Raw genomic sequence first — 14,447 nt, 5'->3', positions numbered from 1 at the left:
TTTAATCAATGCACTCATTTAATTGGGTGCATTGATTTGAAATAATTAATGAGGTGATGAATTGACCACAAAAAAACGTAACTTTGTAATTGCATTGATTGCTATACCTATAATTTCTATACTGGGGTTTCTTTTTATGTTTACCAATATAATAAATCCTAGCACAATTTTTGTGTCACAATGCAACATAACAAATAATTCAATATCAATAAAGGGTGCTTTTACTGATAGTGCAAATAAGTATAGAGGATATAAACTTACTTATAACGATAATACGCTCTATATAAAAATAAAAGGAAGTCTATTATCATTTAATGGATCAACTGGGGATTTTAATATTTCAATTAAGAATGATTTTGGTGACATTCAAAAAATATATCTACAGGGCTCTAATTCCTCGCAAAGAACTCTGATTTGGTCTAAACAAAAATAGAATCCCTATGATGTCTCAGAAGTTAATTCAATCAAATTTGGCAATTAAGCTTGGCCCAAGATTCGGTGTATGTCAGATTTATTTTATTCATTATCGCTCCACATACTAGACACAACTGAGTGTTGGTAACTGACATTTCGCACCTTGGAGCAACCGACATAATGAAATTTAAGATACAGGCTGAAACTCGAATGAAATTAAGAAGCCCGGACGTAGCAATGCGGAGGGAGAGCGGGTGACCAGGGGAGGGAACGGTTCCAGCGCTTGCGGATCGTCTAATTTCTCCAGCGAGGTTCGAGTCCCTCAGGGCCCACTTATAAGAAACCCTTGCCTAGCAAGGTTTTTTTGCTGTCTTGGGGGTGAATTGTTAACAGATTTTTTAACGTGAATTATTTAAATACAAGAACAAGCTGTTTCTGGGTGAACTTATTGAGTTCATTTTCAATGCGATCTACGGCTTCTTCTTGCATGATCGGTAGCAAATGAGAATATCGCTCTTGCCTGAGCAATGCTAAGTCACTAAGTAGCTACTTTAACTTACGATATTGAGTTAGGAAGCACAGTGGAGCACCCTACCTTTTAAGGTGGGGTGCTTCGTGTTTATTTAGAAACGGAGGCGCAAGGTGCTACACTGCCGTATCGTACGAGCCACGAGGTTGCGATAAGCGATGAAGTAAATGGTGGGAATAAATATGGTATAAAAGAAACGTCAAATCCAGATTTTCTAATTGAAGGTAAAGTATTTGACTGTTATTCACCTACAATAGATACAAATGTTGATAACATTATTAGAAACATAAGAACAAAGACAAAAACACAGGCAGAAAAAATTGTTCTTAATTTAGATGATTTCACTCCTGAAAAAGTTACGGAGATCGTTAAAGGTATTTTAAGAAAAGCAAATGCTAACGGGGATCTGAAGAATTTAACAGAACTATTTATTGTGAAGGATGGAAAAATTATAAGGGTGTTTGGGGGATAGAAATGCATGGACTGCGAATTGTTTTTACTATCTAATTTAAGTTATAAATCACTTGGAGAAATGATAGAAAGAATAACTAATGAGTTAGTTAACAAAGAAGTGTCGGTTAATTGTAACGAAGAGGAAATAATTATAGGATCAGAGTATTTTTCTATGGCTCTTGAAATTGAGGATACTTCTGATATCTCTTTTGTTAGAAATCATTATAACTTAGATGTTGATGTATGCCTCAGAGTTCAATTGTTCGGTAACACCTTTTATCAAGGGTTGGAGCTTTTGTTCAAAATTATGGGGAAGCTTATGAAACAAATAAATGGGAATCTTTTATTTTTAGAAGATGGCTCAGATCAGTTACTCAGAAAAGAAAATGGTGAGTTAATTATCAATAAAGATTTGGATCAGTACCAGACAAAATACTTAAGCAAAAGTCTGCTTAGCTTACTTGACCATTCGTATATTGAAAAAAAATTGTCAAACTAAAAGCGATCCTACATTACAACCATTAAGAAGTATATTGCCACAATACGAGTTATCAAAAAAAGAGCCGCAGGATTCCTGAATGGCTCTTTTTGTTTTCCTACTATAGGTAGATATTATATGTGTACCATTTTGTACTATATAGGTCTCTATATAATACAAAGTGGAAGTCAAAAGTAATAACCTAGGAGTGAAATCCCAAAAACTGATATAGAATATTGAATTGATCAAAGTATTAATAATTGATAAAAATGATTACCAAATAATAAGTTATCACTCTGTCCAATTAATGAATTATAAATCCTGGCGTAATGTGTAGTTCGAGGGGGTATACGGTTTAGGATTGAAGGCACTACTTGAGAATGAAAAAAAAACGTCAACCAGTTAAGATTGACGGGCTTCTATATACTTTACTACCGTGTCCATTCCATGAAAAATTGCTGTAAGTCCAATTCTGATTTTATATTTTCAATTACATTTTTCAAACCTGGAACCCAAAGCAGAGTATCTTGTCGAATATAGTTTAAAACTAATGCACAACTCCGTTCAAATTTTTCAATATGGGGGCTGTGTTCATTTTTCAAAACAATTCTGACCTCTTCTGCTAATTCCATATAATCAGAGTCAATGTGATCTTGTTTACTAATTTCTGCGGGTTTTAATTTGGACCAGGCGTAAGCTCCTCCATCCACTACTTCTTCTGATCCTTCTACATATTCCAGAGACGAATCTTCATTAATAAATTCATTGATCCGCTCCTCTAAACCTTTGAAAGTTTGAACGAATTTAACTACTTCATTCAAAAAATCACCTCCCAAATAGATAAGAAGATGTGATTTTCGCTTGCTGTACAATTTCTTCAGTTAGCAATCACAATCTTTTGTGATTCCAGTATATCGCGTTTTGAAACATAAAAACAATTGTGAAAATTTTAACTAATAACGGAGTTGACATTACCTGAAAAATAACTCTCCAGGCAACAAGCTCCTAGATCCATAATCTCGAGAATGAACCGACACTGTGACCTTATGTGACCATATCCTAATTCCTCAATTTTTCGAGACATCCTCTTCTAACCGTCACCGACCGCTCTAACCAACTGAGCTTGGAGAAAGGGTGATTTAGGTTAAATTTAGTTCCCAAACAATGATTAATGCTGTGTTTATAAGATATTTATTTATATCTGTTTCGTTCAGTTCGTTTACAAATCCGTTAGCAAAGTAATATTTTGATACACTTACTAAATCACTAATTGGTACCCACACTAGACCTTCATCTATGTTAATTTTTTACCAAGAGCTTTACGAGTGATACTTCAGCTCACCAATGAGGGCATAGTTCCTAATAGTTTATTTTCGTTTCTTACTGCTAAACAACCCACCAATCAAAGCAATGCCTAAAACCAGAGCAATCCAATAAGTAATACCCAATTCAATCAACTCCTTTTGGTACGCTTTACGATTTTAAACCATAGAGGTTTAGGGCAAACATACCCGATGATGGGCTGCCCTTTAATATAAGCTATTTGTTATCTTCTTCTTTAATATAAGTATCGTCATATGCAATAATCACTTTTGTTTCATCGGTGGTCATTGCACTATCGTACACTATTTCATCTTGACTGAAGTCTAATACTGGCTGCGGCGTTTTCACAAAAAATCCGTCGTCTTTCGTGATTATCACATCAGGATGACCAAGTCGTTCGTATACATCAGCGGGAACAATTGGTTCTTGTGCAACATTTTCCACTTGTGATGGATTGACCTCAGTAGCATGAACGTTCGACATTATTACTCCAGTAAGTGCGGTGGAACTCAATGTAAGTATCGCCAATCCCAAAGTTATTGGTTTAACTCGCAAAATCTTCATCTCCTTTCCGCTTTCTCAACCTCCTAATTAAATCATATAATACAAAATAAATACATTAAAATCCGGCGGTTTTCATAGTTAATAATGGTAGGCAGGGATAAGTTTATGGTTGTATTTAGAAAGCATGTTTGGTTATATCTATAGAAGGTAGAGTTAATGAAATATTTACATAATGTCCCATATATAATATGCTATAGTAAATGAATTCGGAAGCACCGCTACCCTACCTTAATAGGTGGGGTATTTTATTAAAAGTAGATCATAGGAGATGGAATTATGGTATCGCAACCAGGGTTGTTTATTGGTGGGGGATTTAGTGTGCTTTTCTTCTTAATTTGGCTGGTATCCATTAGCTTTGGTATTTATGCTTTTGTATTATTTGTAAAGCTTGCACGCAGAGGAATAGAAGCATTAGATTTGTACAATTACGCTAAAAATCGTGAAATACGTGATCGTTACGAGTCGGCTAAAAGGGATGATTTAGTTTGAGGGGGATTCATAATGTTGAATCAAGATGAAAAGATCCAAGAACTTGAGTATTAAGTCATAGGAGTAATTCAGTTTGTATCAGCAAAATAAAGAATACCCCGCCAACATTTGTGAAGGGGTCGGCGGGGTGGTTTGTCATATAGTAAAGAAATTCTATTTCATTTCTTTATTTAAGGACAAATCAAATGATGTTATAAATACAAAGAACATCATCTTCATTCTCATTCTCGAAAATACCTCTTCCTATTTAACGCTCCACTTCTAACTCCGTAAATCCGATTTTCTTATACAGATTAATGGCTCCTATATTTCTAGGATGAACATATAAAATTAAGTTCTCGTACCCCAATTCCCATAACACATTTATGCTTTTGTTCAAAAGACTACTGGCCATACCTAAATTCAAATATTTTTTGGTAGTGAATAGTTCCGACACAAAGGGATTCCCCTTGTACATACTGATAAGTATGACAGATGCAATATCGGAGTTCTGCTTGATTTGGAAGGAAGCTTCAGGGATAAATACGCCAAAACCATCTACAACCACACTAAGAATTTCTTCATGTAAATCCTCTAAGGTTTCGCCCTCAAAGTCCTCGGTATCTGTAAATGCATCTAACATGGAAACAGCTAGTGCGTTAATGTCCTCGGCATGAATTCTGTCAAAAATATAAGTGCTTTCTGTTTCTTTGGGTATAAGTTTGATAATCATTCCAATTTTATTACTCATCAGCATTAATCTCCTAAATTTTTATTTATCTTTCTCCTAAATGGATAAGGTTAGTCTATCAGGAAAAGCTGGAATTCACTATAAAATGCTATAATACAAGAATAAAAGCTAAGGAGGGATAGTATGCCGATTACGGAAGGAACCAAAGAGTATCCTTGGAAATTAACAACTCCTCCTCAAACCTCAGAATATGAAATGTATAAGGATGAAAAAGATGGAAAAACAATTTTGGTATGTACCGTAGGCAAAACTGTTCTGCATTATGATTATCGTTGTGTGAATGACTTAGCGGCTATGCTCAAAAAGCATGAGGACTGGATAGAACTTGGTAGTGCGGATGAGCAGAAACCTGTAAAAGAGGGAACGGTTGAAGCCTGGGGACGTTCACCTGATAATCCAATCGGGGGTTGGTACGGCTTGAAAAAAGGTTTGCGTGGCAGATTTGGCATGTATATACCTCCTTTGTTGGAGATCTTAGGGCTTGCGGAAGTAGAACATAACCCAAGGAACAATCGGATGAGGAGTAAATAACAGCACTACAAAATAATAAAAGGGAGAAGCGACTCACCTAGGGCTTCTCCCTTTTCCAAAAGAGCGATATCAACGAGTAATCCTAACAGGAGTTTCACCTTTCTCTTGTTTGTTGGGAGTCACAGCGAATAACGTTAGTAAGCCACCCACTAAACCAACAGCAGCCATAGTACCGAATAACACCCAGTGTCCTCTAATCATCAGTAGCGAGACAACTGGAGGGCCAAGTGCCACCCCGATAAAGCGCATGCTGCTGTAAAGAGAGGTAATTGTGCCGCGGTTCTCTTTTTCAATCCCCTCAGTAATCAGTGCGTCCATGCAAGGTAATGCGACCCCAATTCCAATCCCGCTTAAACTTAAGAATCCGACCATGAAATAAATTCCTTTATGAAAGCCAGTAATGATCATTGCGCTAGTTAGCAAGACCATCCCGCCAAAGCCCAACCATTTCATGAGGGTTTTGTTTTGTCCTATAATCTTTCCCCCTCCATAAGAGGCTAGACAGAGCAGGGCCAGCGGAATGGCTAGGACAAAGCCTTTTGAAGCACCGTGGAGGTTGTATTTGGATTCGAGTGTCTCGGATAAGTAGAATAATACTCCAAAAGTAACAAACATACAGATACCGCCGATTGCGAAAATAGCATACAGCCAACGCCCTTTTTCGCGCAAAATGTCTTTTATCCCTGATAAGAATTGACGTAGGTTTTTAAGTTGGGCTTGTTCTTCCTTTTTTGGTTTTTTCACCAAAAGTAGAACTAATAGGAATGAGATCAGACAAAGAATAGGAATAGCTATAAAAGGAGCATACCACAGCAAAGTGCCTAGAAAAGCGCCTAAGATCGGACTTAACACTTTACCAAAGGTATTGGAGGTTTCAATGATTCCCAAGCCTTTACTGACCTCTTCTTCATCTTTAAACAAGTCGCCTACAAAGGGTAATACGATTGGAAACGCTCCTGCTGCTCCGATCCCCTGAAGGAAGCGTCCCCCTAAGATCACCCAATATGCGCTTACCCCGTCCATAAGCCAGGCAGCAGCAATGCAAACTGACCCACCAACAGCAGCAAGGATAAGGCTGGGTAAGATGACGATCTTACGTCCAAACCGGTCAGATAAATATCCTGCGATAGGAATCATCACAATCGCTATGAGACCGTAAACCGTAATAATCATACTGACTTGAAAGGCGCTAATCCCTAGTTCTTGTGATATTTGCGGCAGAATTGGCAGCAGCATAGAGTTCCCTAACGTCATTATTAACGGAATGGAAGCCAGTGCAAACAGAGCCCCTTTGTTATTCTTCATGGAAGACCACCTTTTTTCACAATACTCTTTATTGTGGTTTGTTCCTCATAATTTATACCCTTGTCCGAATAGGATAATAACACAGCAACCTAAAGGGGGAGGAACTACATCAATATTTTTATTGGCTATATTTTTCTGGGTTTATCCCTTTCCGCTCCGATCGGCCCAATCAACGCCGCCCAGTTGGATAAAGGGATTCGTGGAGGCTTTTGGCATGCCTGGTTTATCGGTCTTGGGGCCATAAGCGCAGATATTATCTACATGCTGCTTGTTTATTTTGGTGTAATTCATCTCCTGGATGCTCCGTTTGTGAAAGCTTTTTTATGGCTATTCGGTTTTTTTGTGCTGCTGTACACAGGTATTGAGAGCATTAAGAATGCAGGTGCGATAACAGTAGCCGACATGAGGGGAAATGAGGCCTCATTGGCTTCGTCGTTTCTGTCGGGCTTCCTGATGTCCTTATTTAATCCGCTTTCCATCCTGTTCTGGTTAGGCATTTACGGTTCCATACTAGCTAAGGCAGCCAATACGTATCCGATGCAGCAGTTACTTATTTATAGCGGTGCTATCGTGCTGGGCATTTTACTCTGGGATGTTACCATGGCTGCTGCTTCCAGTGTCTTCCGCAAATTACTGACGATTGGAGTGTTAAGAACCATCTCTATGCTGTCAGGGCTTTCTCTTGTAGGTTTTGGTTTTTATTTTGGTGTACAGGCTGTCCAGTTACTATTCTTTCATTAAAAGCTTGCTCTTTCGGACTCGATGTACGATGAAGTCACACACCGCAATCAGTGAGATCAGCAGCAAACTGATGTAGAAGCCTGGGCGACTGAGCTTGTGAAAAAGAGTGCCTGCCACTGCAGCAGCAATCAGCAGCAGTCCGACCCAACGTTTAACCCCACTTAGCTTGCCGGCTTTCAGCAGCTTTCCTGAAGAGAGCAAAATAAAGGACCAGTTATACAGCAGCATTAACCCAGCAGCGGTAGTGATATATTCATATACTTTTCCTGGCAACAGCAGCGACATTATAATGGCTCCCATTAATCCAACGGAGATCAGGCAAAGTGCATACAGGGGATATTTATCCTTCCACTTGTGTGAGAACAGTTTAGGTGCATCACCTTCCTGTGCCAAGGTAATCATCATAGAGGTTACAGCATATAACGACGCGGTCATGGTAGAGAATCCGGCGATAATTAGCACTCCGTTAAAAAGATGAGGCACAAAGCTCAGGTGATCGCTGCTAAGCGCCAGCACAAAGGGACTTTCCTTTGGATTGAAGGCACCTAATGGTACCATCGTCACAGCAAGCCCAATGGACAGTATATACACAACCGCTAGAACCAGAAGCATCACCTTTCCAGCTTTGGGTGCATCCTCCGGCTTTTGGAGCCGATAAGACATAATTCCCAGCACTTCAATCCCTCCATAGGCATAAAAGGCAAAAAGAAAAGCAGACCATAACCCAATACCACCATTTGGAAACAAACCCTTATAACTATGCGGGAACTTAGGCGTATATTTGCTCCCACCAATCCAGCCGGCCAAAAGAGCGACTGCTATAACCAGGAACATGAGAATAGCCGCCATCTTGATGACAGCAAGCACATTTTCGACCCGGTCAAATCCCTTATTGCCGAAAAAAACGATAATAAGGCTTACTACTCCAAAGCCTGCTGCAAATATCCACATGGGTATGGTCGGGAACCAGAAGCGCGAGAATATGGAGAGTGCCGTTAATTGGCTTCCCATAATAAGCAGCTCAGAGCACCAATAGACCCAGCCACTACCAAACCCTGCCCAGCTCCCGAAGGCCTTCTTGGCATAGGAACGGAAGGAGCCTTGCTCTGGGTGAGCTGCTGTCATGCGCGATAAAGCATCAAAGACTACATAGGTTCCAATGGCTGCTAGAAGATAAGCCAGTAACACTGCTGGCCCACCAATTGAAATAGCCAGTCCAGAACCAAGGAAATATCCAGTGCCAATCGTACCTGCAACTCCCAATAAGGATAATTGCCACCATTTCAAGCTTTGGTCATCTTGCGTATTTCCCGAAGATGTATTCATCCATTCAGTCCTCACTTGTAATTGGAATTCGAAATTTTCTATTACACTCATTACAAGGTATAATATAAGCCTAACGTGTAATTTTATGAGTTGAAGGAGTGTGCCGGCTTATACTGGCCCTGTGGATAAATAATGGGTTTGATTCTACGAGTTGCTGAAATGAAGTCAAAGGAAGGAGGTGCTATTTTGACAGATTGGAAAAAGGATATTTCAAGCGTATTTATTAACAATGAAGCAAGAAGAGTGGAGATCAATAATCCTCTAAACGATCTATTAAATGAGTTGAAGAGTGAAGAGGGGATCCATCAGGCTTCGTTTGAGCTTGTGAATGAGTTCCCACTAATTTGGAATGTTCAGATTAATGGAAAAGAAGCTCAAATTGTTGAAGCTGATGTCGCTCTTGCTCAACGCCTCTATGATGAGCCTTACGATAAGACCTTCTCAGATCCCAAAAGAGATGTTACTGAAGTGCTGAAAGAGATTTTGGTAATGAAATTTAAATAACTAAAAGATAAGCACCTTAAACGGTGCTTTTTTTGTACTCACATGCAATTGAAATGACTGCTTTATTTCTTATATGTATCTCAGGAAGCAGATCACGGCTCTAACTCATCGTCCTTGGGTTCTTGCAGCAGAATAGAGAAGGTTTGGGTCTCGTGATCTACTTCAATCGCTTCAATGCCAACAAAATCCGGTGTTTCGGGGTGTACTGCATCTACAGTGTAATCTGGATGGGTCAACAATAACTGAATGACTTTAATGGCTTCCATGTCGCTCCCCCTCATGAGTAAATTCCAGCAACAGTATTATCTCCGCACTTCATAACGAATATGTTTGTGAATTAATATCTTCATTGGCTGGATGTTCCTCATTCCTTCCCATGACGGCCAGAAGCTGTCCTTGAAACACACGTCTTTGAATTTGATCAATGCGCTGGATAGCTAGCTCTGTGGGAACCTGGAACTCTGCTGCAAGGAAACTAACTGCTTCTTCACGGAGCTCAGGCAAAGCCATGTGGGAAATCATGGAGTATGGCATGGCTGCATAGAGAATAAAGCGCTCCGACTCATCTTGCTGTGACTGTGTAAAGTGCTCTGTCATTAACGTATGGCTGCCCGCATGGCGTAGCAGGTGGCATAGCTCATGGAGAAATTCCAGTCGCTGCAGATTGGATGGGAGGCGATTATCGATAAACATACTGTACATCCCGGCAGAAGCTTCAATCCCCTTACTTCGTACATCCAAGAAATGGACCCAGACATTCAGTCGTTCTGAAATATACTCAATCGATATTTGTGAAGGTTTATGAATGCTTAACCGCTTATACAAATCCTCCGTCCATTTCTCCAGTACTGTCATTTGATAGTATGATTTCATGTTATTCACCTCGTAATAAGATCATATGTTCGGTATTATGGCCAAAAGAAAAGCCCAAAGGGCTATGTGAGGATTCCAGAAGACAGAGGAGCAGCCTCTCGGCTGCCTCTCTCCAATCTACTCGCTGTGATACGGGTGGGAACTAGTGTTCTTGTATTACAAGCATAAAGGATTTAAACACTAATATCAAGCACTTTTCCCAGACTTGGGTCAATACTTTTTCCGATCAATTCGACCATATTCTGACCTTGTGTTTCAGCTTGGCCCTTGGCTAGATCGAATACCCGTACACTGACTGATTGAGCCAAGGATGCTTGGCTCATGGCAATAGATAATGCAGCAATGTCCATATCAACACCTCCCCTGATCTATATCGACACTGTGCGTTTATTTCTTTGCCAGTTTGCCCAAACGGTATATCCGCCTTTGACATATTCTGTGCTGTATTCAATATTAATGAGGAGGAATTAACATGGGTGCAGAGTATGGTTGCGGTTGTGGAAATAACGTTGGTGGAGTAGGCGTAGGTCCAGGTCCATGTGGACCGGTAGTAAGCCCTTGGACTTCCACGGGAGCTATTCTGGTTCTGTTCATCCTGTTGGTTATTATCACAAAAGCCTGTTTATTCTAAACAAGCCGCATCACACTGTCAGCCTCGTCCGGGCGTTATGCCGGATGGGGCTATTTCTTTTTTTTTCGATAGGTAGGTCCTATCTGACGTTTGATTTTGCCTGTCGTTTCATCCGTTTCAATGAGGTACAATTCCTTTACCGTTCCTGACAATTCGAACCATTCTTTCAAGGCCTCAGCTTCAGACATGGGTCCATAGAGTCTCTTTCCCCGATAACAGATATAGAACACCTTAGCTCTCCAGATGTGAAATAGACTGCTATCCTATTTTACGCTCTAAATTCTGTTATCTGAACATTAATTCAACACGAGTGCCATCAGCATAATTCTCCAACTGATTGCCTACCCAACTGCCTGCTCCGCGGTTATCGCTTGGCTTTATGTATGCAATGTCGGCGCCTTCGCCGCCTTCTTGACACATGGCCATCGGCCATTCGTCGCGATCATAGCCTTTTTTGGTGGGTACATCCTTCAAGGATTGGCTCCGATTCTCTTCCGCCTGCTCGCGGTCTATGGTACATATGGCGGATTCCCCACTCGAAATAGCGTCTTGTATATGCTTCGCTGTCTCCGGATACCGCTCCGATGGAAAGACCAACTGGACGATGTCCTTATCGGATGATGTTGCAGGTGAAGTGGATTGTCCGTCCTCTCCAAACCAGTAAGTGCCCAAGGCGAGCAGTGCGACGATGATAAGACTCATGATGAATTTCCGTGCTTTTCTTTTCTGTGCTTTCACTTTCTGCTCCTCCTTTTTTTTGCTTAAATTAGTATAGCGTATATCTATATTCTGTGCGATTTATTATACTTTTTAGAGGATGAAGGAGGATGGAATTTGATATGGATACTTTAATTACCATTGAGGATCAGACGTTAATTGCGTCTGCGCAGGAGATTATTACCAAACGTTATGAATGGGAAAGACACCACGTAGGCGCGGCGCTTCGCACGAAGACGGGGGAGATATTTACGTCGGTTCATGTGGAAGCCAGTTTAGGGCGGGTAACCATCTGCGCAGAAGCTATGGTGATTGGCAAAGCTATATCCGAGGGCTACAAGGAGTTCGATACTATTGTTGCCGTGAGACATCCGGACCCGGATAGCGATGAAAGGGAAATTAAAGTCGTTTCTCCATGCGGCATGTGCAGAGAGATGATTGCTGATTATGGTCAGGACTGTAAGGTTATCATATCCGAGGCTGGTGATTTGCTAAAAGTGGGAATCGCTGATTTACTGCCATGGCGCTATACAAGATGAAATAAGTGGTTGGCTACCTAGGTGTGGACTATACATAAGGGATTCTGCGTTTCATGTGAAGATTAGATTTCTTGTCCATTCGCCGCGTCCATGTCCAACGTTCCTCCATAAAATGTACAAAAAAGTACAAAAGGGAGGTGAGAACGTATGGAGCAGCGAATCCTGCGGGATATGATCGATTCAGCATCACGGTTTGTGAGCGATGTTGAGTGGCAGACGGCTTTTCGCAAATTAAGCATGACTCCGGCTAATCCGGAATTGGTGGCTTCGGCCCGGACATTGCTGAAGAAACTATATGCTCTGCAAGGAAAAGGAGTGATTAGTGGACAACATGATTATCTGGAGAGTCCGGATGAATTCAGCGATAAGTTGAAGAATACAAGTGGGCAATATGCGGCTCTTCACGGCTATGAGCTAGGTGCGATCAATAATCAGTCGGAACAGCAAATGGATATACAGCGGCAAGGAGTAGTCAGCAGCGCGATACGTTGGTATGGAACAGGCGGTATTGTAGCGCTGAGCTATCATGCTCCGTTGCCAGGCACAGTATCTGCTTGGTCAAATGTATCTATGAGCCTCAGCAACGCTGAATTCGACAAATATATAACGCCTGATACAACGCAGTATGCTGCGCTGATTGGGGAACTTGATAAGATAGCCGTGTACTTGAAAAGACTTAGCGACGCAGCAATTCCTGTACTATGGAGACCTTATCATGAAATGAATGGTGGATGGTTCTGGTGGGGTCAGAAGAGCAACTTCCTGGAGCTGTGGAACATCATGTATGACCGCTTCACGAGTGTTCATAAGCTGCACAATTTATTATGGGTGTGGAGTCCCAATGCCAAGAATGAATGGTGTGATGCTCCGGCAGGGTATTACCCTGGTGCTGGCAGAGTGGATATATTGGCGCTCGATATCTATGACGGAGATTTCAAGGATAGTCATCATGATGAGCTATGGGATCTGGGACGAGGAAAGCTGATCGCCATTGGAGAGAATGGAGAACTTCCTTCTACGGCACTGCTGGCCAAGACGCAGAATAAATGGTCGTATCAGATGACCTGGGGCAAGCTGCTGTATGACAACAATAAAGAGGCTGTAATCAAAGCTTTCATGAACGATGCCTTCACTCTAACGAGGGATGAGTATGCTGCAACGCGAGTTTCCGAGGGAAACGATGTTCACATTAACGGCTTGCTGGGACAATATTTCAATAATGCTACGCTTAGCGGGACAACTGAACTAGTTCGTACAGATGCCAATATTAATTTCATTTGGAGGCAGGCTGCGCCCGCGCCGGGAATTCAAGCCGATCTATTCTCGGTGCGGTGGAGCGGAAGACTGAGTGCGGTTTACAGCGAGAGCTACAATATCTATTCTTCCTCGGACGATGGGATGAGGGTGTGGATTGACGGGGTGCTCATCATTGACAGCTGGGTAAAGCAGAGTGGGCAGGAACGGAAGGGCAGCGTGAATCTGATTGCGGGCAAGCTGCATGAAGTGAAAGTGGAGTATTTTGAGAATCAGGGTGATGCACGGGCTGTACTGATGTGGGGAAGCTCCAGTCAAGCCAAGGGGGTTATTCCAGCCGGGGCGTTCTACCTTCCATGAGGGGTTACGGGGAAATCAAACAAACAGCAAGTCTCCGGATTAGGGGAACTTGCTGTTTGGTGTTTACTGTTTGTGGTTAAATCTGTTCACGGTAGCTGATGTTATTGGCGATCTTCTCGTCGCGAACCGCTTTGCGCAGAACGTCCTTAACCGTCTGGGCATCACGAATCTTTTTGAAAAGAAGCTGAGGCGCTGAGGTATCATCAGAGAATACCGTTAACGTTCCGATACCGAGCATGCGCTGCATAATGGATTGCGCAACGGATAAATCGCGTACCCGCAACAGCTCAATTTCTTCGACATTTTTGCCGATAAGTCCGGTCTTCACCATGATTCTCTGGCTGGTAATCTTGTAGCTAGTTGTATTAAGACCTATGAGTCCTTTAAGTCGGTCGGAGATGCCGGCCGGTTTACCCTCCCAGAGTACAATCTCATGACTGGATCCTTCTGCAGCTCTCGAACGGGGGGCTGCTGCTGGAGCATTCGCTACGATGCTTGCTCCGCATTGTCCACAAAATTTAATGCCCTGCTTGTTTTCTGCTCCACAGGCTGTGCAATAAGGCATGGGTATCTTCCTTTCCTGATTACATATGAGATTATTATAATATAACAGCGATTTCCAGTCACCAATGAATCCGCCATTTAATCCTATGATTCACTAAATAACCTCAGTGTCTGTCAATGAA

21 protein-coding genes are annotated in these 14,447 nt (G+C 41.6%); 10 read left to right on the top strand and 11 right to left on the bottom strand.

All coding sequences use genetic code 11. The features are described 5' to 3' along the window. The first annotated feature begins 61 nt into the window (after positions 1-61). From GJB61_RS21715 to GJB61_RS21705, 3 genes are all read left to right on the top strand, one after another. A complete protein-coding gene (locus GJB61_RS21715) occupies positions 62-433 on the top strand; it encodes a hypothetical protein (protein ID WP_154121136.1) in 372 nt (123 codons plus the stop codon). Between the two features lie 589 nt (positions 434-1,022). Next, entirely contained in the window at positions 1,023-1,415 is a 393-nt protein-coding gene (locus GJB61_RS21710; protein WP_338116014.1) for a CdiA C-terminal domain-containing protein, read from the top strand. Between the two features lie 6 nt (positions 1,416-1,421). Continuing rightward, positions 1,422-1,895 (top strand): hypothetical protein, encoded by a 474-nt coding sequence (locus GJB61_RS21705; protein WP_154121135.1) that lies wholly within the window; start codon positions 1,422-1,424, stop codon positions 1,893-1,895. Positions 1,896-2,305: 410 nt separating this feature from the next. On the opposite strand, the gene GJB61_RS21700 is transcribed toward GJB61_RS21705, so the two are convergent. Beyond that, positions 2,306-2,695, bottom strand: coding sequence for a hypothetical protein (locus tag GJB61_RS21700; RefSeq protein ID WP_154121134.1), 390 nt, complete (start codon positions 2,693-2,695; stop codon positions 2,306-2,308). Positions 2,696-3,413: 718 nt separating this feature from the next. Continuing rightward, positions 3,414-3,752 (bottom strand): hypothetical protein, encoded by a 339-nt coding sequence (locus tag GJB61_RS21695; protein ID WP_229522195.1) that lies wholly within the window; start codon positions 3,750-3,752, stop codon positions 3,414-3,416. Between the two features lie 285 nt (positions 3,753-4,037). Here GJB61_RS21695 and GJB61_RS21690 point away from each other — a divergent pair, with 285 nt between their 5' ends. Continuing rightward, complete coding sequence (locus tag GJB61_RS21690; RefSeq protein ID WP_154121132.1) at positions 4,038-4,250, top strand: hypothetical protein; 213 nt, start codon at positions 4,038-4,040, stop codon at positions 4,248-4,250. A 247-nt stretch (positions 4,251-4,497) separates the two neighbouring features. Here the strand turns inward: GJB61_RS21690 and GJB61_RS21685 are convergent, their stop codons facing one another. Continuing rightward, complete coding sequence (locus GJB61_RS21685; RefSeq protein WP_154121131.1) at positions 4,498-4,980, bottom strand: GNAT family N-acetyltransferase; 483 nt, start codon at positions 4,978-4,980, stop codon at positions 4,498-4,500. Positions 4,981-5,103: 123 nt separating this feature from the next. On the opposite strand from GJB61_RS21685, the gene GJB61_RS21680 reads away from it, so the two are divergent. Further along, entirely contained in the window at positions 5,104-5,511 is a 408-nt protein-coding gene (locus tag GJB61_RS21680; RefSeq protein ID WP_154121130.1) for a DUF6855 family protein, read from the top strand. Positions 5,512-5,580: 69 nt separating this feature from the next. Here GJB61_RS21680 and GJB61_RS21675 read toward each other — a convergent pair whose 3' ends face one another. Then, a complete protein-coding gene (locus GJB61_RS21675) occupies positions 5,581-6,816 on the bottom strand; it encodes a bacillibactin exporter BcbE (RefSeq protein ID WP_154121129.1) in 1,236 nt (411 codons plus the stop codon). Between the two features lie 108 nt (positions 6,817-6,924). Here GJB61_RS21675 and GJB61_RS21670 point away from each other — a divergent pair, with 108 nt between their 5' ends. Continuing rightward, positions 6,925-7,557, top strand: a complete 633-nt coding sequence (locus GJB61_RS21670) for a LysE family transporter (protein ID WP_338116047.1) — start codon at positions 6,925-6,927, stop codon at positions 7,555-7,557. On the opposite strand, the gene GJB61_RS21665 is transcribed toward GJB61_RS21670, so the two are convergent. After that, a complete protein-coding gene (locus GJB61_RS21665) occupies positions 7,543-8,883 on the bottom strand; it encodes an amino acid permease (protein WP_154121127.1) in 1,341 nt (446 codons plus the stop codon). The genes GJB61_RS21670 and GJB61_RS21665 overlap by 15 nt on opposite strands. Positions 8,884-9,069: 186 nt before the next feature. Between GJB61_RS21665 and GJB61_RS21660 the strand changes: the two genes are divergently transcribed. After that, positions 9,070-9,387, top strand: coding sequence for a hypothetical protein (locus GJB61_RS21660; RefSeq protein ID WP_154121126.1), 318 nt, complete (start codon positions 9,070-9,072; stop codon positions 9,385-9,387). Positions 9,388-9,479: 92 nt separating this feature from the next. On the opposite strand, the gene GJB61_RS21655 is transcribed toward GJB61_RS21660, so the two are convergent. From GJB61_RS21655 to GJB61_RS21645, 3 genes are all read right to left on the bottom strand, one after another. Further along, positions 9,480-9,653: a hypothetical protein gene (locus GJB61_RS21655; protein ID WP_154121125.1), complete on the bottom strand. Its 174-nt coding sequence runs from the start codon at positions 9,651-9,653 to the stop codon at positions 9,480-9,482. 49 nt (positions 9,654-9,702) lie between these two features. Beyond that, on the bottom strand, positions 9,703-10,260 hold the full coding sequence (locus GJB61_RS21650; protein ID WP_154121124.1) for an ImmA/IrrE family metallo-endopeptidase: 558 nt from the start codon (positions 10,258-10,260) through the stop codon (positions 9,703-9,705). Between the two features lie 173 nt (positions 10,261-10,433). Further along, complete coding sequence (locus GJB61_RS21645; RefSeq protein ID WP_154121123.1) at positions 10,434-10,610, bottom strand: YjfB family protein; 177 nt, start codon at positions 10,608-10,610, stop codon at positions 10,434-10,436. A 122-nt stretch (positions 10,611-10,732) separates the two neighbouring features. On the opposite strand from GJB61_RS21645, the gene GJB61_RS31320 reads away from it, so the two are divergent. Next, positions 10,733-10,891 carry a hypothetical protein gene (locus GJB61_RS31320; RefSeq protein ID WP_195724426.1) on the top strand — a complete coding sequence of 53 codons (159 nt, stop codon included), beginning with the start codon at positions 10,733-10,735 and terminating at the stop codon, positions 10,889-10,891. Between the two features lie 50 nt (positions 10,892-10,941). Here the strand turns inward: GJB61_RS31320 and GJB61_RS21640 are convergent, their stop codons facing one another. Together GJB61_RS21640 and GJB61_RS21635 are read right to left on the bottom strand one after the other, a co-directional pair. Further along, positions 10,942-11,079: a hypothetical protein gene (locus GJB61_RS21640; RefSeq protein WP_154121122.1), complete on the bottom strand. Its 138-nt coding sequence runs from the start codon at positions 11,077-11,079 to the stop codon at positions 10,942-10,944. A 97-nt stretch (positions 11,080-11,176) separates the two neighbouring features. Then, positions 11,177-11,593 (bottom strand): NucA/NucB deoxyribonuclease domain-containing protein, encoded by a 417-nt coding sequence (locus tag GJB61_RS21635; protein ID WP_154121337.1) that lies wholly within the window; start codon positions 11,591-11,593, stop codon positions 11,177-11,179. A 137-nt stretch (positions 11,594-11,730) separates the two neighbouring features. On the opposite strand from GJB61_RS21635, the gene GJB61_RS21630 reads away from it, so the two are divergent. Continuing rightward, positions 11,731-12,147 carry a cytidine deaminase gene (locus tag GJB61_RS21630; RefSeq protein ID WP_154121121.1) on the top strand — a complete coding sequence of 139 codons (417 nt, stop codon included), beginning with the start codon at positions 11,731-11,733 and terminating at the stop codon, positions 12,145-12,147. A 147-nt stretch (positions 12,148-12,294) separates the two neighbouring features. Continuing rightward, positions 12,295-13,761: a glycosyl hydrolase gene (locus GJB61_RS21625; protein ID WP_154121120.1), complete on the top strand. Its 1,467-nt coding sequence runs from the start codon at positions 12,295-12,297 to the stop codon at positions 13,759-13,761. 76 nt (positions 13,762-13,837) lie between these two features. On the opposite strand, the gene GJB61_RS21620 is transcribed toward GJB61_RS21625, so the two are convergent. Next, positions 13,838-14,326: a PH domain-containing protein gene (locus tag GJB61_RS21620; RefSeq protein WP_154121336.1), complete on the bottom strand. Its 489-nt coding sequence runs from the start codon at positions 14,324-14,326 to the stop codon at positions 13,838-13,840. Between the last annotated feature and the right edge of the window lie 121 nt (positions 14,327-14,447).

Origin of the sequence: Paenibacillus monticola, assembly GCF_009664975.1 — a bacterium.
Classification (GTDB): domain Bacteria; phylum Bacillota; class Bacilli; order Paenibacillales; family Paenibacillaceae; genus Paenibacillus_AQ; species Paenibacillus_AQ monticola.
Note: the sequence above shows the minus strand (reverse complement) of the source record. Positions and strands in the feature narration are given on the sequence as shown.

Coding starts and splice junctions, on each gene's coding strand:
- GJB61_RS21705 (WP_154121135.1), top strand. CDS start 1,422: ATGGACTGCGAATTGTTTTTACTATCTAATTTAAGTTATAAATCACTT.
- GJB61_RS21690 (WP_154121132.1), top strand. CDS start 4,038: ATGGTATCGCAACCAGGGTTGTTTATTGGTGGGGGATTTAGTGTGCTT.
- GJB61_RS21685 (WP_154121131.1), bottom strand. CDS start 4,980: ATGAGTAATAAAATTGGAATGATTATCAAACTTATACCCAAAGAAACA.
- GJB61_RS21680 (WP_154121130.1), top strand. CDS start 5,104: ATGCCGATTACGGAAGGAACCAAAGAGTATCCTTGGAAATTAACAACT.
- GJB61_RS21675 (WP_154121129.1), bottom strand. CDS start 6,816: ATGAAGAATAACAAAGGGGCTCTGTTTGCACTGGCTTCCATTCCGTTA.
- GJB61_RS21665 (WP_154121127.1), bottom strand. CDS start 8,883: ATGAATACATCTTCGGGAAATACGCAAGATGACCAAAGCTTGAAATGG.
- GJB61_RS21655 (WP_154121125.1), bottom strand. CDS start 9,653: ATGGAAGCCATTAAAGTCATTCAGTTATTGTTGACCCATCCAGATTAC.
- GJB61_RS21650 (WP_154121124.1), bottom strand. CDS start 10,260: ATGAAATCATACTATCAAATGACAGTACTGGAGAAATGGACGGAGGAT.
- GJB61_RS21645 (WP_154121123.1), bottom strand. CDS start 10,610: ATGGACATTGCTGCATTATCTATTGCCATGAGCCAAGCATCCTTGGCT.
- GJB61_RS31320 (WP_195724426.1), top strand. CDS start 10,733: ATGGGTGCAGAGTATGGTTGCGGTTGTGGAAATAACGTTGGTGGAGTA.
- GJB61_RS21640 (WP_154121122.1), bottom strand. CDS start 11,079: ATGTCTGAAGCTGAGGCCTTGAAAGAATGGTTCGAATTGTCAGGAACG.
- GJB61_RS21635 (WP_154121337.1), bottom strand. CDS start 11,593: ATGAGTCTTATCATCGTCGCACTGCTCGCCTTGGGCACTTACTGGTTT.
- GJB61_RS21630 (WP_154121121.1), top strand. CDS start 11,731: ATGGATACTTTAATTACCATTGAGGATCAGACGTTAATTGCGTCTGCG.
- GJB61_RS21625 (WP_154121120.1), top strand. CDS start 12,295: ATGGAGCAGCGAATCCTGCGGGATATGATCGATTCAGCATCACGGTTT.
- GJB61_RS21620 (WP_154121336.1), bottom strand. CDS start 14,326: ATGCCTTATTGCACAGCCTGTGGAGCAGAAAACAAGCAGGGCATTAAA.